The organism is Bacillus sp. FJAT-25509 (genome assembly GCF_001420605.1).
Taxonomy (GTDB): domain Bacteria; phylum Bacillota; class Bacilli; order Bacillales; family Bacillaceae_G; genus Gottfriedia.
In genome coordinates, this window is sequence record NZ_LJIZ01000038.1 from 255,217 (window position 1) to 274,180 (window position 18,964).

General features: G+C 31.3%; 17 protein-coding genes. 15 read left to right on the forward strand and 2 right to left on the reverse strand.

Going from position 1 to position 18,964, the window contains the following annotated elements; all coding sequences use genetic code 11:
• Positions 1 to 16 precede the first annotated feature (16 nt).
• The 15 genes from AN960_RS23135 (at position 17) to AN960_RS23205 (ending at position 16,451) form a co-directional block, all read left to right on the forward strand.
• Positions 17 to 1,204, forward strand: coding sequence for an ATP-grasp domain-containing protein (locus tag AN960_RS23135; protein ID WP_056477001.1), 1,188 nt, complete (start codon positions 17 to 19; stop codon positions 1,202 to 1,204).
• 17 nt (positions 1,205 to 1,221) lie between these two features.
• The gene (locus AN960_RS23140) at positions 1,222 to 1,962 is read left to right on the forward strand and encodes an esterase family protein (RefSeq protein ID WP_056477004.1); all 741 of its coding nucleotides are present in this window, start codon (positions 1,222 to 1,224) and stop codon (positions 1,960 to 1,962) included.
• A 155-nt stretch (positions 1,963 to 2,117) separates the two neighbouring features.
• Positions 2,118 to 2,510, forward strand: a complete 393-nt coding sequence (locus AN960_RS23145; protein WP_056477008.1) for a hypothetical protein — start codon at positions 2,118 to 2,120, stop codon at positions 2,508 to 2,510.
• Between the two features lie 383 nt (positions 2,511 to 2,893).
• Positions 2,894 to 5,167, forward strand: a complete 2,274-nt coding sequence (locus tag AN960_RS23150) for an AAA domain-containing protein (protein WP_056477011.1) — start codon at positions 2,894 to 2,896, stop codon at positions 5,165 to 5,167.
• A gap of 96 nt (positions 5,168 to 5,263) precedes the next feature.
• Complete coding sequence (locus AN960_RS23155) at positions 5,264 to 6,439, forward strand: amino acid deaminase/aldolase (protein ID WP_056477014.1); 1,176 nt, start codon at positions 5,264 to 5,266, stop codon at positions 6,437 to 6,439.
• Positions 6,427 to 7,734 carry a D-arabinono-1,4-lactone oxidase gene (locus AN960_RS23160; RefSeq protein WP_056477017.1) on the forward strand — a complete coding sequence of 436 codons (1,308 nt, stop codon included), beginning with the start codon at positions 6,427 to 6,429 and terminating at the stop codon, positions 7,732 to 7,734. Before AN960_RS23155 ends, AN960_RS23160 begins: the two co-directional genes overlap by 13 nt.
• A 290-nt stretch (positions 7,735 to 8,024) precedes the next feature.
• A complete protein-coding gene (gene efeO / locus AN960_RS23165; protein ID WP_056477020.1) occupies positions 8,025 to 8,873 on the forward strand; it encodes an iron uptake system protein EfeO in 849 nt (282 codons plus the stop codon).
• Position 8,874: 1 nt separating this feature from the next.
• Positions 8,875 to 10,125 (forward strand): iron uptake transporter deferrochelatase/peroxidase subunit, encoded by a 1,251-nt coding sequence (efeB, locus tag AN960_RS23170; RefSeq protein ID WP_056477022.1) that lies wholly within the window; start codon positions 8,875 to 8,877, stop codon positions 10,123 to 10,125.
• Between the two features lie 9 nt (positions 10,126 to 10,134).
• Complete coding sequence (locus tag AN960_RS23175; protein WP_056477025.1) at positions 10,135 to 11,847, forward strand: FTR1 family iron permease; 1,713 nt, start codon at positions 10,135 to 10,137, stop codon at positions 11,845 to 11,847.
• 242 nt (positions 11,848 to 12,089) lie between these two features.
• Entirely contained in the window at positions 12,090 to 12,608 is a 519-nt protein-coding gene (msrA, locus tag AN960_RS23180; protein WP_056477350.1) for a peptide-methionine (S)-S-oxide reductase MsrA, read from the forward strand.
• A gap of 116 nt (positions 12,609 to 12,724) precedes the next feature.
• On the forward strand, positions 12,725 to 14,164 hold the full coding sequence (locus AN960_RS23185; protein ID WP_056477028.1) for an MDR family MFS transporter: 1,440 nt from the start codon (positions 12,725 to 12,727) through the stop codon (positions 14,162 to 14,164).
• Positions 14,165 to 14,189: 25 nt separating this feature from the next.
• Entirely contained in the window at positions 14,190 to 15,125 is a 936-nt protein-coding gene (rarD, locus tag AN960_RS23190) for an EamA family transporter RarD (protein ID WP_056477031.1), read from the forward strand.
• Between the two features lie 36 nt (positions 15,126 to 15,161).
• Positions 15,162 to 15,638, forward strand: a complete 477-nt coding sequence (gene ybaK / locus AN960_RS23195) for a Cys-tRNA(Pro) deacylase (protein WP_056477034.1) — start codon at positions 15,162 to 15,164, stop codon at positions 15,636 to 15,638.
• Between the two features lie 22 nt (positions 15,639 to 15,660).
• On the forward strand, positions 15,661 to 15,921 hold the full coding sequence (locus tag AN960_RS23200) for a DUF1294 domain-containing protein (RefSeq protein ID WP_056477037.1): 261 nt from the start codon (positions 15,661 to 15,663) through the stop codon (positions 15,919 to 15,921).
• A 230-nt stretch (positions 15,922 to 16,151) separates the two neighbouring features.
• Positions 16,152 to 16,451, forward strand: a complete 300-nt coding sequence (locus tag AN960_RS23205; protein ID WP_056477040.1) for an SMI1/KNR4 family protein — start codon at positions 16,152 to 16,154, stop codon at positions 16,449 to 16,451.
• A gap of 457 nt (positions 16,452 to 16,908) precedes the next feature.
• Here AN960_RS23205 and AN960_RS23210 read toward each other — a convergent pair whose 3' ends face one another.
• Positions 16,909 to 17,403 (reverse strand): hypothetical protein, encoded by a 495-nt coding sequence (locus AN960_RS23210; protein ID WP_056477043.1) that lies wholly within the window; start codon positions 17,401 to 17,403, stop codon positions 16,909 to 16,911.
• 135 nt (positions 17,404 to 17,538) lie between these two features.
• Entirely contained in the window at positions 17,539 to 18,762 is a 1,224-nt protein-coding gene (locus AN960_RS23215; RefSeq protein WP_056477046.1) for an MFS transporter, read from the reverse strand.
• Positions 18,763 to 18,964 lie beyond the last annotated feature (202 nt).

An 18,964-nucleotide genomic window follows, 5' to 3' on the forward strand; every position in this document is an offset into this window, starting at 1 on the left:
ATAAAGGAGCAATTTTATGAATTATATTTTGATCTCTCCATATTATCCAGAGAATTTTCAGGCATTTGCTCATCGTTTAAAAGCCGCTGGTATTAATGTATTAGGTATTGGCGAAGAGCCATATGACCAATTAGGTTCAAAATTACAAAACTCATTAACAGAATATTATCGTGTGAATAATTTAGAAGATCTAGATGAAGTGAAGCGTGCTGTTGCATTTTTATTTTATAAACATGGTCCGATTGAGCGTATTGAATCTAATAACGAATACTGGTTAGAACTTGATGCGCAGTTGCGTGAACAATTTAATGTATATGGAAATAAACCGAGTGACTTGAAAAAAGTTAAATACAAATCTGAAATGAAAAAGTTGTTTAAAAAAGCAGGTGTGCCTGTTGTAGATGGAAAAGTCGTTAAAACTAAAAAAGAGTTAACTAAAGCCATTGATGAATTAGGACTGCCAGTTATTGCTAAACCGGATAATGGTGTTGGTTCAGCTGCAACCTTTAAATTATGTTCAGAAGAGGCTGTACGACATTTTGAAGAAGTATGGGATGAAACACAAGTGTACTTCATTGAACCATATGTCGAAGGAGGCGTGCTTTGTACATTTGATGGTTTAGTTGATCAAAAAGGGAATATTGTTTTCCAAACAAGCTTTACATATAATGTGCCTACTCTGGAACTTGTTAAAGGTCAGTTGGATTTAGCTTATATTATTCAAAAAGAAATTGATCCAAAGCTTGAATACTATGGTAAATCAATTGTAAAAGCTTTTGGAATGAAGGAACGCTTTTTCCATATTGAGTTTTTTAAATTAGAAGATGGGGATTATGTTGCACTTGAATATAATAACCGCCTAGCTGGTGGCTTTACGATTGATATGTACAATTTCGCGTACTCCATTGATTTATTTGATCAGTATGCTTCTATTGTAAAAGGTGGAGAAATTAAGGAGTCCGATGCCAAAAACCAGTATTGTGTCGGTATAACACAGCGTGATGCGTATGAGTATAACCACGATACGAATGCAATTTATGATCGATTTGGCGATCGTGTGAAGTTTGAAAAGCGTATTCCAGATGCGTTTGCGGAACTCCAAGGAAATCAATTTTATGCCATTAATGCAGATTCACAGGAAGAAGTCGATGAAATCATTAGTTTTGTACATGAACGAAAAAATTGCAGCGTTGTAAACGTATAAGGATAGGAGATTTTTCTATGAATATAGAACATTTAAGCCATTGGAGCGGAGAATTAGGACGCGAAATGCAGTTGAACAGATATGGACACAGTGGCATGCCAATCCTAGTTTTTCCTTCATCTGGGGGGACGCATTTTGAATACAATAATTTTGGAATGATTGATGTGTGTCATGACTTTATTGAATCCGGAAAAGTTCAGTTTTTTACACTGTCTACCATAGATAGCGAAAGTTGGCTACACGACTCAAAATCGTTACATGACCGTGCATTAGCGCATGAGGCATATGATCGTTATGTAATTTCAGAAGCTATTCCATTTATTAAACATAAAACTGCTTGGTTTGATCCAATGATGACAACGGGTTGTAGTATGGGAGCATATCATGCGTTGAACTTTTTCTTGAGACATCCAGATGTCTTCCAAACAACAGTTGCACTTAGCGGCGTGTACGATGTGCGTTTCTTTTTTGGGGATTATGGAAATGATCCTCTTGTATACGAAAATTCACCAAGTGATTACATATGGAATCAAAATGACGGATGGTTCATTGATCGATACCGTTCAGCAGGTATTATAATTTGTACCGGGCTAGGTGATTGGGAACAAGACGGGCTGCCTTCATATTTTACATTAAAAGAAGCCTTTGAAGAAAAACAAATTAAAGCATGGTTTGATGAGTGGGGCGAAGATGTTTCGCATGACTGGGTTTGGTGGCGACGCCAAATGCCGTATTATTTAGAAGAATTATTTAAATAAAAAATCATAAAAACTTCAATACAGTAGAATGATATGTTTTTTTAATTTTATCTTAAAAGTAACAATATATGTGGCAATAAACACAAAATACTTTTTTAGGGCTACTTACACTAAAGCATGTTAGAGTTGAACATCATAACGAGGTGGTAATGAAAATGAAAATTTTGTTTGATGAAACTTATACTTCAAATGACGGAAAGAGAACAAGTAGGAATATTTGGTATGGAGATGCTGATTTAACTGTTGAAGGAAAATTTGGAAAAAACATGAATCTTAATGAAGATTTTATGGATAATTTATGCGAAATAATAAAAAATGACTTATCTAAAAATGCAGCAAATAAGGCTTCTGAAACTAACTGGTATATTTATGGAAGTGGTATAACTCAGGAGGCTATTGGAGACAATATCCGTCCGACAATTATGGTTCGTGAGAGGTCTGACGAATTTATAACTAATTTTAATATCAGTGACCACGATTTTGCAGTAAATATCGATGCTATTCTGCTGTTTAAGGCGGATTTTGAAAAACGTTTAGCTAGCCATTGAAGAGTTATTTTATTAAAAGAATTTTCATACTATTCGAGGGGAATGATTTCATATTGAAGTCATTCTCCTTTTTCATCTGGTGGGAGTCATTTTTGTGGAGAAAAAAACATTTAATAGGTACAAATATGAATAATTACACTTAAATACAATAAAAAAATCAACAAAATTTTAACTGATTAGATAGGTTGTAATAATTTAATAAACTGAATGAACTAGTGTATGATTAGTAAATTACTATTAAAGATTAACTTTCTATAGTGGTCAATAAGGAACGTTTTGATTGTTAAAATGATGTCTAAAATTTAAGGTAACTCAATAACGAAAAGTAGACGACTATAGAGAAATCTTTAAATATCAATTTCAAAATTAATAAGGTGAAATAAATGATTGTAAATACACTAAATGACGTAAATAAGTTAATTACAGAATGGCAGTCTGCAATTGAAGCAGAACGAAATTATTTAAAATTTCACGGTGGGAGAAGTTTTACACTTTCTAAGGGTACTCCATTGTACCAAATCGGACAAAGTACGGTGATCTTGTTTACAATTTATGCAGAAATTTTTGTGCCAGAAGGAACGCCGGTTCGAATAAAAATAGAAAATCAAGAGTATCAAGGTGAATTATTATCGTTTAAAGGCTCTCAAGTTGAAATTAAAATTAATGAAAGAATTACTTCGATGATTCCATATGCTGAACTATTTAATGAACCATGGGAGCTACTAGATCAATTAATTGAAAGACTTGAGGAAATAAAAGATTATCGTAGTAAACAAAAAAGAATTATGAAACTAATGAATGCTGATTCAACTGCTAAACATTTAAGTAAAATGAAGAAAGAAAGTTCGACAAAGCAGGAGTTGATTTATCGTTCGTTTTATAATGCAACAACATATATATGGGGACCGCCTGGTACTGGGAAATCTTATAATTTAACAAATATTATTTTAAAACATTACGAAAAAAATAAGTCAGTTTTAGTAATTGCTCATTCTAATGCTGCAGTAGATGTTTTAATGAAAAATGTAATTCATGAATTAGAACAGAAAGATAAATGGAAAAGTGGAGAGATTGTCCGCTATGGTTATACAAAAGATGAAGTGTTATTACAACATGAAGATATCCTTTCCTCAAAGCTTGTTGAGGTAAATGGAACTATTAATCAATATGAATTGGAAAATTTAGATGAACGAAAGCATTCAATGCTAAGGAAAGCTAGAAGAGGTGCAGCTTCAAAAAGAGAATTAGATGATATAAGTAAAATTCAAAATAAGTTAAATAAAATTCGAGGTGAAATTCGTGAAAAAGAAAAAGAATTGATTGATCAAGCAAAAGTGATTGGAACTACATTATCCAAATGTTCAATTGATCCTTTAATCTATTTACGCCAGTTCGATTTAGTTATTGTGGATGAAATTAGTATGGCATATACACCGCAAATCGCCTTTGCTTCTACATTAGGGAAACGAATTGTTGTTTGCGGAGATTTTAAACAATTACCGCCAATTGCATCATGTTTTCATAATGAATATGTGAAAAAGTGGCTACAGGAAGATTTATTTCATCATACTGGTATAGTCCAAAAAATAGAAAAAGGTGAACCATTAATTAATTTAGTTTTATTGAATCAGCAAAGGAGAATGCATCCGGCCATATCTGGATTTACGAATAACGAAATCTATCATTCGTTAGTGTTTGATCATCCATCTGTCAAAAAAAGACAGGAAATCGCTAAACATAGACCATTTCCAATGAAAGCGAATAGTTTAATAAATTCACAATTTCTAAAAACCTATGCTTTAAAAGATTCAAATACGAATTCTAGATATAATTTAGGGTCTGCGATTATTGCAATTCAATGTATACTTTCAAGTGTAGTAGATGGGGTCAAGTCTATTGGAATTGTTACGCCATATAGAGCACAGGCAAAGTTACTTACGGCACTCCATAAAGAGATTATCGGAAAAACAAAATATCGAGAATTACCAATACAAATCGCAACAGTTCACCGATTTCAAGGAGCGGAGTGCGACGTAATCATTTTTGATTCAGTAGATACGAAACCACAATATTCACCTGGTTTGCTACTAACAGATCAAAACAGTGAAAGATTAATTAATGTTGCTTTGACTAGAGCTCGAGGTAAATTTATTCATATTGCTGATATTCCATTTATAAAAAGTAAAACAAATTCAAAAAAAACGATTAATAAGTTAATTCATTATCAAATGGATAAGGAATACAAGGTGAGTAAAGAGGAGTTTGAAAAGGTTTTTTCAAAGAGTATATCAAAGAGGTTAAGACTGTTTTTAAATGATTCAATTGATCTGAAAAATGAATTAGTAAATGATCTAAAAAATGCTAATAAAAAAATAATCGTCTCGATGCCAAATTTATCTGAAATGTCTTTGGAAATTCGAAAAATTATAAATGATGTTGAGGTACCCATTCTCTTTATTAGTGAACTTCACTATGAAAATCAAAAAAATAGAAGTTTTATTAAAAAAGAGCAAGTTCAACCTTTTATTATGATAGATAACGAAATTTTATGGTTTGGAATTCCTTTGTCAAATGTAAGTTTAAACCAATCAAATAACTCGGCAAGATTGAATTGTCCTTTAACTTGTCAAATAGTAAAAGGATTTATCGATTTTTAAAAGTTACATAGAAAGTATTCTATGTAATTTTTTTTATTCTTATTAATTAATTTTCCGCATAAAATAAAAATAAAATGCTACGGGATAGGTGAATAAATGGTCGATCGATCGGTTTTTTCTAAGTTGTCTATGCCATGTGCTTTTTTAGATTGGGATGCTTTTGTTCAAAATGTGGATGATATTGCCACTAAATCAAACGGTAAGAAAATACGAATTGCTACAAAATCAATTCGTAGTGTACAAGTTTTAAAATATATTTTAGAGAGCAATGATTGTTATGAGGGGCTAATGTGTTATAACCCTCATGAAGCAGATTTTCTTGCTGAAAATGGTTTTGATAATTTATTAATTGGTTATCCTACAGTTGATCTCTTAGGATTAAATAAAATTGCATTACAAATAAAAAAGGGTAAAAAAATCATTTGTATGGTGGATCAGATTGAACAGATCAGTTTGATTGAAAAGATCGCAGTAAAAAATGAGATTGTTATTCCACTTTGTATCGACGTAGACATGAGTACTTCATATTTAGGATTTCATTTTGGAGTAAGAAGGTCACCAATTAAAGAAGCTAGGGATTTAGTACCGTTACTAACACATATATTGCAATCCTTGAATGTGCGCTTGGAAGGAATTATGGGATATGAGGCACAAATTGCAGGGGTTGGAGATGATGCAAAAAATAGGTTTTTGAAAAATAAAATAATCCAGTTTTTAAAGAAGAAATCATTAGGTGAAATTGCGAAAAAAAGAAGAGAAATTGTTAAATACATTGAAAAAGATGGCTACCACCTTGAATTTGTAAATGGTGGAGGTACTGGAAGTCTTTACTCGACATCAAAGGAAAAAGTGGTAACGGAAGTAACAGTAGGATCAGGATTTTACGCTCCAACATTATTTGATGAATACAGAAGTTTTCAATATCAACCGTCAATTGGCTTTGCTTTACCAATCATTCGAAAACCAGCAGATAAGATTTTTACATGCACAAGTGGAGGTTTTATTGCTTCAGGTGCTGTAGGAAAAGAAAAATTACCAACTCCATATTCCCCAGAACATTGTACTTTATTGCCACTAGAAGGTGCTGGTGAAGTTCAAACCCCAGTTTTTTATTCAGGTCATGAAGATTTAAAAATAGGAGAAGCTATTTTATTTAGACCAAGCAAGTCTGGAGAAATTGCTGAGCGTTTTTCTCATTTATATGTAGTCAGTAAAAATAAGATCATCGACCAGTTCACAACATACAGAGGAGATAGGGGGTGCTTCCTATGAAAAGTATGTTATGGAAAAACTGGTCTGGAAGTGTAAAATTTATCCCGAATCAAGTATTTTACCCATCATCGATTGAAGAAGTAGTTAGCCTCGTTAAAAGAGCTAGCTCGGAAAATAAGAAAATAAGAGTAGTAGGTTCAAGTCACTCTTTTACGCCACTAATTTCAACAAACGACTATTTAATTTCACTAGATAATTTAAATGGAGTTATTTCAATTAATAAAGAGGAACAAATTGCCGAAGTTTGGGCTGGAACTAAGCTTGAGCAATTAGGAAATGAATTATACGAATCAGGTTATTCACAAGAGAATTTAGGTGATATAAATGTTCAATCAATTGCAGGAGCATTTTTAACGGGTACACATGGCACAGGTATTGAACATGGAATTTTATCTACACAAATCGAAGAGATGACAGTAGTATTACCATCAGGTGATCTACTAGATTGTTCAAAGACAAAAAATACAGATATTTATAGGGCACTTGGCGTATCGTTAGGTTTGCTAGGCATCGTTGTTAAATTTAAAATTAGAATTAAACCTGCAAATACGTATCGTTATGAAAGTAAAAAAGTAATGATTGATGAAGTTTATAGTAATCTATTAAATTTGAAAAAAGAAAATGAACATTTTGAGTTTTACTTATTTCCCTATTCTGAGAATGTTCAAGTAAAGGTAATGAATGAAACTAGAACAAAGAAACATTCATTTAAATTTGAGAAATGGAAAGTAGCAACGATTGAAAATAAAGCATTCTGGTTATTAAGTGAGTTTAGTAGAAACTTTCCAAAAAGTAGTTCTCAAATTAGTAAAATAAGTGGCAGTAGTGTTCCAAATTCGAGAATGGTCGGACCGAGTCATGAATTATTTTCAACAACTCGAAATGTGAAATTTAACGAAATGGAATATAGTATTCCAGCACAATATATGAATGATGCGACTTTAGAAATACAAGAAGAGATTAAAAATAAACGATTTAACGTCCATTTCCCAATCGAATGTCGATTCGTAAAATCTGACAACTTTTTAATAAGTCCTGCTTCGATGCGAGATTCAGCATATATCGCAATCCATATGTATAAAGGAATGCCTCATCAAGAATATTTTAATAGGATAGAAGAAATTCTTCAAAGCTATAATGGTAGACCACATTGGGGAAAAATGCATTCAATGAATATAGAAAAACTAAATCATTCTTATCCATCATTATCTAACTTTCTTACGATTCGAAGTCAATTAGATAAGAATAATATTTTTGTGAATGCTTATTTAGAGAAATTATTTAAGATTGAATAATAGTTGTTGATTATATGTCTTGCTTTATAATGGATTAATAGTTTTAGTCATTTATATCTTTATTATAAAAGAGTTAATAATAAAAAATACGAACATTAAGTGAAATTAATTAGAAAACTTGGTCTAAATAATAGGTACATTACTAAATAGCTTTAAATGACTGAACAGGCTTCAGTCATTTTTTATGAAAATCTAATTGAAAATATTTATCAATTGTATTATGATAAGTAATGAGAAAAGTTATCAATATCAATTACATATATTAATTTAGATTTTTCGGGGGTATTTTCATGAAGAAGCAAACTACAATGATCGCAATTTCTCTTGCTACAAGCTTAATGATGGCAGGTTGTGCACAAAAAAGTGAAGAAGCTAGTAATGTAAAAAAAGATTCAAAAGTAGAACAAACAGTAAATTTAGATAAAGAGATTAATAATTATAGAGATTTTGTTGTTTCTCAAACTGAAGAGTTCGTAGCAAATACACAAAAGTTTGTTAATGCAATTAATGAAGGAAACATGGCAGAAGCAAAACGTTTATATCCAATTAGTCGTTCATATTACGAAAGAATTGAACCAGTAGCAGAATCATTCGGTGATTTAGATCCAAAAATCGATGCACGTGAAGGTGATGTACCTGCTAATGAGTGGACTGGTTTCCACAAAATTGAGCAAGTTCTTTGGGTTCAAAATACAACAAAAGGTCTTGAAAAATATACAGAACAACTTATGAAGGATGCTAACTACTTAAGAGCAAAAGTAGAAACAGCTGAAATTGATCCTGTATTATTTGTAACTGGTCCTGTAGAATTACTAAATGAAGTATCATCTTCGAAGGTTACTGGTGAAGAAGAACGTTATTCTCATACAGATTTAGCTGATTTTGCAGCTAACGTGGAAGGGTCAGATAAAATCGTTCAATTATTATCTGATAAATTAAAAGCAAAAGATGCTGATTTAGCTTCAACAATTGAAACTAGATTCAATGATTTAATGACAACTTTAAATACTTATAAAAAAGGTGATCAATACGTTGATTACAAACAGTTAAAAGAAGATGAAGTAAAAAAATTGGCTCAACAAGTAGATGCATTAGCAGAACCGATTTCTCAAGTTGGGGCAACATTAGGGGTTAAATAATATGAAAAAATTAGAAACGAATAAAGTTTCTAGAAGAGATGCACTAAAACTTCTTGGAGTTGGCGGAGCTGGCTTACTGATCGGTGCGACTGGAATTGAAGTAGCAACTGAAAAGGTAACTAATTTCTTTTCACCAGCAAAAGCGGATGCAAAGGAGATTCTGCCATTTTATGGAAAGTACCAACAAGGAATTATTACTCCTGCTCAAGATTTTATGTATTTGGCGTCATTTCAACTAGAAACTACTTCAAAAGCAGATGTCAAAACACTGTTTAAAAAATGGACGGAAGCATCAGCATTAATGAGTGAAGGAAAAGAATTAGGAGATTCTGAATTTCCTTCATCTCCACCGGTTGATACTGGTGAGGCAACAGGTCTCCAACCGATGAAACTTACATTTACATTTGGAGTTGGATCTACATTTTTTGAACGATTATCGATTCAAGCAAGTAAACCATCGGGGTTAAAAGATTTACCGCATTTCCCTGGTGATAACTTAAGAGAAGAATGGAATGGTGGAGACATCGTAGTTCAAGTTTGTGCAAACGATCAACAAGTTGCATTTCATGGTATAAGAAACTTGATTCGTATTGGACGTGGAACTGTTAGCTTAAAATGGATGCAGCACGGCTTCCAACGTTCATCTGGAGCGGATCCTTCTGGTAGTACACCTAGAAACTTAATGGGTTTCAAAGACGGTACTGGAAATCCAAATACAAAAGATGAAAATGAAATGAATTCTCATATTTGGGTACAAAACGGCGATGGTCCAGCTTGGTTAACTGGTGGTTCTTATTTAGTTGCAAGACGTATTCGTATACGTGTTGAGGAATGGGATCGTAGTTCTTTAATAGATCAAGAACAAACATTTGGACGTCATAGAGCAACTGGTGCACCAATTGGTGAAAGAGATGAATTTTCTAAAATAGATTTAAAGAAAACAGATGATAATGGTAAATTATTAATTCCTGCAGACTCACATGTTGCTTTAGCAAGAGGAAATGGAAAAATAAAAATTTTAAGAAGATCATATTCTTATACTGACGGACTAGATATCCAAACGGGAAAATTAGATGCAGGCTTACTATTTGTTAGTTTCCAAAGAGACTTAGAAAAACAATTTATACCAATGCAAGATAAATTAGCAAAAATGGATTTATTGAATGAATACATTCAGCATAATGGTAGTGCTGTTTTTGCATGCTTCCCAGGTGTTAAGAATGGAAGATATATTGGTGAAGGATTACTCTAGGTGAATGTCATGAAAAAAAATATACTTATAATAGCTAGTTTACTATTTTTTAGTTTAATAATTAGTCCGTTTCATAAAACATTTGCTGAAACTGATATTCAAGAACAAGTACTTTCACATATTGGTAACTCGTTAACAGAAGTTAAAAATGGTGAAAAAGATAAAATAAAATCAGATTTATTAGCGATTAAAGATTTAATTAAAAATGAGAAAAAAACGTCAAAATTAAATAAGCTTGTTGACCAAGCGATTAAAGATATTGACCAAAATGATCTTGCAACAGTAAAAGATGATATTCGCGGGGTTGCTTTTGAAACCGAAAAGTGGATAGAAAATACAAATGATAAAAAAGATCTTTCTCAAATTAATCTTACTAAACTAGTATCTCATTTAAATAATGTTAAAACTTTATCAAATGAATCGAATTGGGCAAAAGCACAATCTGAATATAAGCTTTTTGAAATAGAATGGTCAAAAGTAGAAAATGATGTAAGAAAAGCAAACAGTGGATTTTATGGTTCAATCGAAGCAAATATGATTACTTCAAGGTCAACTTTGTTTACTGAAAATCCTTCAATTGCTAAAGTAAATGATTCTTTTACTAAATTAATTGATGTTTTGAATAATCCAAGTAGTGACTCAACAAAAGAAGTAAGTATTGAGAAAGCAATTAAACTACTAAATCAAACAATCAATTATGTAGAATCAAATGATACAGGAAAAGCGCAAACTACATTTAATGAATTTATACAAGATTGGCCTTATGTTGAAGTAATGGTTCAATCAAATTCAATGGAATTATATAAGAAAATTGAAAATGATACATCCATTGCACTAACCAGGTTAACAGAAAAGCCTAAATCTGCTACAACTATGAAAACATTAAAAGAAATTCAAAACAATTTAAACTTAGCTACAAAGAAAACATCTTATACGATGTTTGATGCAGGGACAATTGTATTTCGTGAAGGTTTAGAGGCTTTAATTATTATTTCTGCTTTACTAGCATTAGTTTCAAAAGGTAATCAAGAATCAGCACGTAAGTGGATCTTTGTAGGTGGTGGTTTTGGTATTCTAGCTAGTTTAGTAGCCGGTTTATTATTCCAGTTCTTATTATCAAAAATCTCAGCTGGAATTAGCAATCAATTAATTGAAGGAATCTCTGGTCTTATTGCTGTTCTTTTCATGTTGACAGTTGGGTTATGGTTGCATAAACAATCTCGTCAACAAGAATATGGTAGTAAGATGAAAGAAAAAGCAAAAGCTGCTATTGCGGGCGGAGGAATACTTTCATTAAGCTTACTTTCATTTTTTGCTGTATTTAGAGAAGGTGCCGAAACTGTCGTATTTTATATCGGTATGAGTTCTTCAATTACAGTGAAAGAATTGATTACTGGTTTTGCAGGTGGAATCATTTTACTTGTTATTATTGGAATCTTTATCTTAAAAGGAAGTAAATTCATTCCGTTAAAACCGTTTTTTACAATTGCAAGTTTATGTATTTATTACTTGACGTTTAAATTCATTGGTCAAAGTATTCATGCATTACAAGGAATTGGCTACTTGCCTGACCATATGAGTACTATTTTTCCAACAATACCTAAATTAGGGATTTATCCTTCCTTAGAAAGTATCATTCCACAACTAATTTTATTACTATTTGTCATTTGGTTGTTTGTTGGAACAAGAATCAAAAACAATAATAAATCAATTGCTGCTTAATTTGCGTTAAGAAAACAGACATGATTGTCATTAATATAGACAATTAATGTCTGTTTTTCTCGTCTTTTCTGCGTATTTATTATCCAATCAGATTTACAGAATAGATTTGATAAAAAATTGGTAAATTATGAGCTAAAATATTTAAAAATTCTTTTAAAAGAGATAAGATAAGATTAAAGAAATATAAAGGTTTCACATAATGATATTATGTAAACTAGGTAATGTAAGGAGGATTTAAAATGATTCAAAAAGCTACTTTTGCAGGTGGTTGTTTTTGGTGTATGGTAACACCGTTTGAGGATTTACCTGGTATACATGGTATTGTTTCAGGTTATATGGGTGGGGAACTAGAAAACCCTACTTATGAAGAGGTTAAAAAGGGGACTACTGGTCATTATGAAGTGGTTCAAATTACGTTTGATGATGAATTATTTTCATACAAAAAACTATTAGAATTATTTTGGCCGCAAATTGATCCAACAGATCCAGACGGTCAATTCCAAGATAGAGGTTCACAATACCGTGCTGCAATCTTTGTTCATAATGATTCACAGCTTAATGAAGCAATGGAATCAAAAGAAAAATTAATTGAAAGCAATATTTTTAAGAAACCGATTGTAACCGAAATATTACAAGCAACTACTTTTTATGAGGCTGAAGAATATCACCAGGACTATCATAAAAAAAATCCAAAACACTATAAAGAAGACAGAGCGATGTCTGGAAGAGACGAATTTATTGAATCAAATTGGAAAAAGTAGGCAGGGAAATAATAGAAGCTCCATTAGAGCTTCTATTATTTTTAAGGAAGCATAGGAATATTTATCTATTCTAATAAAATTCAATCCTTAAATCTGCTCTCGAATGGAGGTATACTATGGAAACAAATCGGAAGTTAGTGACAATCGGTTTGTTGGTAGCTGTTACATTGTCTGCGATTGAAGGGACGATTATAACTACTGCCACACCTACGATCACTACGGAATTATCTGGTGTTAAGTTGATGAGTTGGATTTTTGCAGCATATATGTTGGCAATGACTGTAACGACACCGATTTATGGAAAGCTATCGGATTTATTTGGTCGTAAAAACTTATTAATGTTTGGCATCATTTTATTTATTTTAGGTTCAGTTTTATGTGGTTTTTCACAAAATATGGGTCAATTAATATTATTTCGTACAATTCAAGGGCTAGGTGCTGGAGCTGCATTACCCTTAACAATGACGGTAATAAGTGATCTGTATCCTTACCAAGAAAGAGCTAAAGTGCAAGGGTATATTAGTGCGGTATGGGCAGTTTCAAGTGTAATTGGTCCATTAGTTGGAGGGTTTTTTGTAGACTTTATTTCGTGGCGTTATATCTTTTTTATTAATTTTCCATTTGGAATCATTTCTATTATTCTATTTTGGAAATATTATCATCAAAAAATTGACCGTAAAAAAACAATTTCAATTGATTATTTAGGGTCCATTCTTTTTATATTAAGTACTTTATCTGCTTTATATGCTTTAGTAGTAGGAGGAGAGCAACATAACTGGACTTCTCCAAATTTATTATTCCTTTTTGCATTTGCAATCATTTTATTTGGGTTATTTCTTTTTATTGAAACAAGAGCAAAGGAACCATTATTACCACTATCTTTATTCAAAATCCGTCATTTAGTCGTAACATATGCAGCAATGTTTATCGCACATGCACTTCTAATATCGATTGAGGTATATTTACCTGTTTATAATCAAAGTGTGTTTGGTTTAAGTGCGACACAGTCAGGTTTAATGTTAATTCCTCTTTCATTTGCTTGGACATTAGGTTCGTTTCTATCTGGTCGATTCATTAAGAAAATGAAGGCAAAAAACATTATCCTAATAGGAGCTTTCTTATGTATTATAGGTGCATTAGGGATGAACTTTTTCCATGATTCGAAACTATTAATTTATCCATTTAATGCATTTTTAGGACTTGGCTTTGGGTTATCTTTTCCAATTTATATGATCCTTATTTCATCAGCTGTAGGAATGAACCAACGGGGTATTGCAATTGCCGCAAATTCCTTTTTAAATACTTTTTCCCAAACAATTACAGTTGCTGTGTTAGGAACCATTTTTACGATTAAGGCATCCGAAGTTTTGAATGGTCATAAATTAGTTCTTAATGCTCAAAATCAAATCAATCATCTTTCGACAGTAAAAGCTGTAACGGCTGGTTTTGAAATCATCACTTTATTTATGGCGGTATTTAGTATTATTACGTTTATTTTCGTCTTATTTTTACCGTCTGAACAATCTGAAGAAAAAAACGTTGAAATAGCACACTAATATAGAAAAAGAAAGCTGGGAGAGAATGAACAACACACTTAAAGGGATTTTGTACGGTGTTCTCGCGTATGTGGTATGGGGTGTCTTACCAATTTATTGGAAACTAATTCAAGATATTTCTCCTTTTGAAATATTAACACATCGTATTATTTGGTCTTTTGTAACGTTAATACTTTTCATTCTTCTTACAAAAAAATTAAAGCAATTTAAAATAACTTGGAAGCAGATTGTAAGTAATAAAAAAGTATTGGTCTCAATGATTGCTATTTCACTATTAATTAGTACCAATTGGCTAATCTATATTTGGGCAGTCAATTCAAATCATATTCTTGATGCAAGTTTAGGCTATTATATTAATCCATTAGTTAGTATTATACTTGGTGTGATCGTATTGAAAGAGTCATTGTCAATTTGGCAAATCGTTTCAGTTTGTTTAGCAGCAATAGGTGTAGGATATTTAACAATCATGTCAGGTACATTACCAATCGTAGCAATATTATTATCTTTAACATTTGCCTTTTACGGATTATTGAAAAAGATTTTAAATATCGATTCTTTTTTAAGCCTTACAATAGAGACATTATTAATTTTTCCAGTAGCCTTACTTTATTTTGGTTTCCTAGCTTATAAAGGCCAAGCAGGACTTGTACAAAGTGCACCAATTGAGCAATTATTAATAGTAGGTGCTGGCTTAGTAACAATTATTCCTTTATTATTTTTCGGTAAAGCAGCACAATTAATACCGTATACTTATGTTGGTTTTTTACAATTTATTTCACCAACAATTAGTTTATTAATAGGGATTTTATTATACGATGAAAGTTTTTCAAAGAAAGACTTTATCTCATTTTCATTTATTTGGTTAGCATGTGTCGTATTTGCGATTTCAACTACACCGTTTATGAAATCAATTGAACAAAAACTTAAAAATCGAAATAAGAAGCAATCAATATCTGCCTAAAAATATATTATTTTTGTAGCATTGAAAGGAGTAAAAATGGCTGTTAGTAAAACGAATGCAATGAGAATGTTAGATTCAAAAAAAGTTAGCTACACAACCTTAAATTATGAGTCGAATGATGGGAAAATTGATGGGGTTTCTGTAGCAAAAAAAATAAATAAAGCTCCCGAATTTGTTTATAAAACACTTGTATCAATCAGTCAATCCAAGGCGATTTATGTATTTGTCATACCAGTTGAAAAAGAATTAGATTTAAAATTAGCCGCAAAAGCTGCTGGAGAAAAGAAAGTAGAATTATTACCAGTGAAAGACCTTTTAGCAAGTACTGGATATGTTCGAGGTGGCTGTTCACCGATTGGAATGAAAAAGCAATACCCTACTTTCATTGAAGAATCTGTTAATTATATAGAAGAGATTATTGTTAGCGGTGGAAAAATAGGTATACAACTTCAATTGAATGCAAAAGATTTAATACAAACAACTCGAAGCAAAATAGCAAAAATTTCAAAATAAACGAGTCTTATGAGGGATCTAAATGGTAGGGTATTTTATGTTTTATCTAGTAATCATAAACATTATTTCATTTGCAATTATGGGAATTGATAAGTCTCGTGCAAAAAGAAAAGCATGGAGAATTCCTGAACGCATATTATTTTTATTTGCAATTATCGGAGGTTCGATTGGTTCAATTTTAGGAATGTATTATTTTAGACATAAAACAAAGCATCCAAAATTTGTTTTTGGTTATTGGATCATCCTATTTATCCAATTTGTAGTCTATTTTTTCTTCCTGTAATTTAGTGGGATAGTCTTACCTTAATTGTATAAAATATTTTTATGACAATTTAAGGAGGCGAAAGAAATGGGACGTGGAAATGGTGGAAGAAAAAATAACGGCGGTCAAAAACAACCAAACTACGAAGATAAATCAAATTTATCTGAATCAAAAAAAGCACAAAAGTAAAAAAGTTAGCCTGTGATCACTTGGTTGATGCAGGCTTTCTTATTGGAAATGGGGAATAACAAATGCAAAACGAATGGTTTACAAGAATTAAAGGAATAGATATAGATGAAGTCTCAAATGAAAATATGACAATCTATTTTATAAAAGAAGAAGATTTAAATGAGGCTAAAAAGGACTTAAGTAAAAAAATACAATGGCCAGAAAATTGGTTAATAATTGGCTTCGATGACGAAACGGATGATGTTATTTTTATCAACGAGGAATCAGGGGAAGTATGCACTACTTATGAATTTGAACGAAAATGGGAAGTCGTAACACTGTATTCAAGTTTGAATGAATTTTTAGCTGCATATGGATATTGAGTTTTTATAAAAACTAAGGGTGTTCCAAAGCTGAAATATGGATGGGACCCCTGTATTTTATGGGTAGTTAAGTGTAATTTGCAAATAAGTAATCTATCTGTGCAAATAAATGATGAAAAGCTGCAAAAAAACAGTGAACTGCAAATAAAAATTCGAAAATCGCAAATAAAAAAAATAATTACCTTTACCAGTTAGGGTATTATGTCCTTATATTTTTAAAATAGTTGATATGAATAAGAAACTAGTAAAAAAGTTTGAATTCTTACTAAATCTAATAAAAATCTATTCATTCTTTTAAAAAAAGATCGAATATATCACCTACAAACGAAAAGCGGTGTTGAGATACCCCTAATTACTGCTATTAAGTAAAAGTTTGCTTTAGTTATAGTTAAAATGGAACAAAAAAGCCATATCATTGATATGGCTTAAAACTTAAGTTTTCGACCTTTTATGAAAATCAAAACTTTATATTTAATTGATTTTTTAAATAAGTAAGTAATTCTGGATGTTTTTCCTTTGACCAATACATCATTTCTTGCCCTTGGCCATTAGAAGTTACTTTCTTTCCATTTGGCTTTTGAAAAATTATCCTTCCATCTTTAAAAAAATTCATTATATATACTTTATTGTCCATTGATTCCTTATCCGACAATACAAAGAAGTAATTCCCCTTGTTATTTAATTCTTTGTTTTTCTTCATTAATTCTTCTTTTGAAGGCTGAACTACTTCCATTTTGTTTACTTTTTCGATAAACGCTTCAATTTTTTTATTATCCTTTATAGTCATTGATGTTTTCTCAGAGGATACTCCTTTATTAACACCTTGAACCATTAAAATAACATATTCACTTGAATTTGGAATTTCTAAAATTTTATCATCAGACTTTGATTGGCACGCACATAATAAAATTGTAATTAATATAATTACAGAAACTTTTTGTATATATTTCATTTGATATCATCTCCCCTATGTACATATACGACATTAATGATTAATTTCCTTTTTTTACCATTACAATAGGAGTTTTAATAAAAAAAAGAGGTGCCCCAGTGTCAGCTAACATGACTTCTGAGACAGCCTCTTTAATTACATTGATAAGTTTTGATTTTCGTTCACTAACTCTACTTTAGATTTTTTATCTTTATACAATAATCTAGCAAGAATTAAGAGCGAAACCGTTCCAAATATTAAAACCATATATTGTAAACCAATTGTATCTAAAAATAATCCTGTACTTAATAGTACGATTTGAAATGTTACACGGTCATACATACTTCTAAATGAGAAAAGTCGACCATGATAAGATTTGTCAATTGAAGTTTGGAAAACAGTTGAACAAACAGGAAAGAAGCAACCAACTGAAAATCCGAAAATTGCAAATGAGATAAGTGTCATCCAATGGTGATCTGCAAAGAAAAGTGATAGCTGAGCAAAAGCTACTAAAAAAGTTGAAAAGTATAGTAATTGTTTATTCGTATACTTTTTTGTTAATCGTTTAATGACAAATGCTCCAATCATGAATGAGATACCTTCACTTGTATAAATAAGGCCTTTGATTGAAGGATCATGTTGAATATCACTTATTTCGATTACCATTAAATTAAATCCACCAAGGAATAGTACCGGGACTAAGTTCAAGATAAATAAATTTAAGATTGTTGGACTTTTTCTAATAAGTGCAAATATTTCAGCAAATCCTTTGTCAGTTTTAGATTTATTTGTTTTTTCTACATTCATTGGTTTGATCGATGGTTCTTCAATTCGTAAAAAGAACGTCATTAAAAATAAAAATGCATATGCTAACATACTCATTCCGTATACATTTGTGAGACTAGTTGATACAACTAAAATACCACCAATTGAAGTTCCGGCAATTCTTGATATTGTAGAAATATTCATATGAATACCGTTTAAAGTTAATAACTGTTCGTTTTTCACAATCATTGGTATGACAGCTTGAAGCGCTGGAAAGTAAAATGCAGCAGAAATTTGTAGCATAACTAAAAATAAGACCATGAAAATAATACTTCCGTATTGTATTGCGAAAAACATAAGAATCACACTTAACGTACGACCTAAACCACTAATTAATAAAATCTTTTTCTTTGAATATTGATCAATTAACCTCCCAGCTAACGGACCAACAATAACTCCTGCTAATAAACCGATAAAAAGAATTAACGATTTAAAGAAATCAGAAGATATATGTTTTTGCATAAATTCTAAATTTCCGATAATTCCGAACCAAAGACCTATACCGGCTCCAAATTCACCGAACAACACGATCCAAACGTTTCGGTTTTTCCACATAAAAATTTCTCCCCATTTAACCTAATATAATTCGACAAAATCTATTATCTCATCAATAGTTAAAAAAGACTATGTAAAATCGAAATAAAAATAGAAAAAGTAGTTTATAGGTATCGATTAATTGGGGTGTCGTAGTGCTTAATCAGCTAAATGGTAGGTTAGTGACTCAAGAAAAGGATTAAATAGAAATAGATTAGTGAAA

Bases quoted from the DNA above. Each gene is read 5' to 3' on its own strand.
- AN960_RS23135 (WP_056477001.1), top strand. From the start codon at position 17: ATGAATTATATTTTGATCTCTCCATATTATCCAGAGAATTTTCAGGCA.
- AN960_RS23140 (WP_056477004.1), top strand. From the start codon at position 1,222: ATGAATATAGAACATTTAAGCCATTGGAGCGGAGAATTAGGACGCGAA.
- AN960_RS23145 (WP_056477008.1), top strand. From the start codon at position 2,118: ATGAAAATTTTGTTTGATGAAACTTATACTTCAAATGACGGAAAGAGA.
- AN960_RS23150 (WP_056477011.1), top strand. From the start codon at position 2,894: ATGATTGTAAATACACTAAATGACGTAAATAAGTTAATTACAGAATGG.
- AN960_RS23155 (WP_056477014.1), top strand. From the start codon at position 5,264: ATGGTCGATCGATCGGTTTTTTCTAAGTTGTCTATGCCATGTGCTTTT.
- efeO (WP_056477020.1), top strand. From the start codon at position 8,025: ATGAAGAAGCAAACTACAATGATCGCAATTTCTCTTGCTACAAGCTTA.
- efeB (WP_056477022.1), top strand. From the start codon at position 8,875: ATGAAAAAATTAGAAACGAATAAAGTTTCTAGAAGAGATGCACTAAAA.
- AN960_RS23175 (WP_056477025.1), top strand. From the start codon at position 10,135: ATGAAAAAAAATATACTTATAATAGCTAGTTTACTATTTTTTAGTTTA.
- AN960_RS23185 (WP_056477028.1), top strand. From the start codon at position 12,725: ATGGAAACAAATCGGAAGTTAGTGACAATCGGTTTGTTGGTAGCTGTT.
- rarD (WP_056477031.1), top strand. From the start codon at position 14,190: ATGAACAACACACTTAAAGGGATTTTGTACGGTGTTCTCGCGTATGTG.
- ybaK (WP_056477034.1), top strand. From the start codon at position 15,162: ATGGCTGTTAGTAAAACGAATGCAATGAGAATGTTAGATTCAAAAAAA.
- AN960_RS23200 (WP_056477037.1), top strand. From the start codon at position 15,661: ATGGTAGGGTATTTTATGTTTTATCTAGTAATCATAAACATTATTTCA.
- AN960_RS23205 (WP_056477040.1), top strand. From the start codon at position 16,152: ATGCAAAACGAATGGTTTACAAGAATTAAAGGAATAGATATAGATGAA.
- AN960_RS23210 (WP_056477043.1), bottom strand. From the start codon at position 17,403: ATGAAATATATACAAAAAGTTTCTGTAATTATATTAATTACAATTTTA.
- AN960_RS23215 (WP_056477046.1), bottom strand. From the start codon at position 18,762: ATGTGGAAAAACCGAAACGTTTGGATCGTGTTGTTCGGTGAATTTGGA.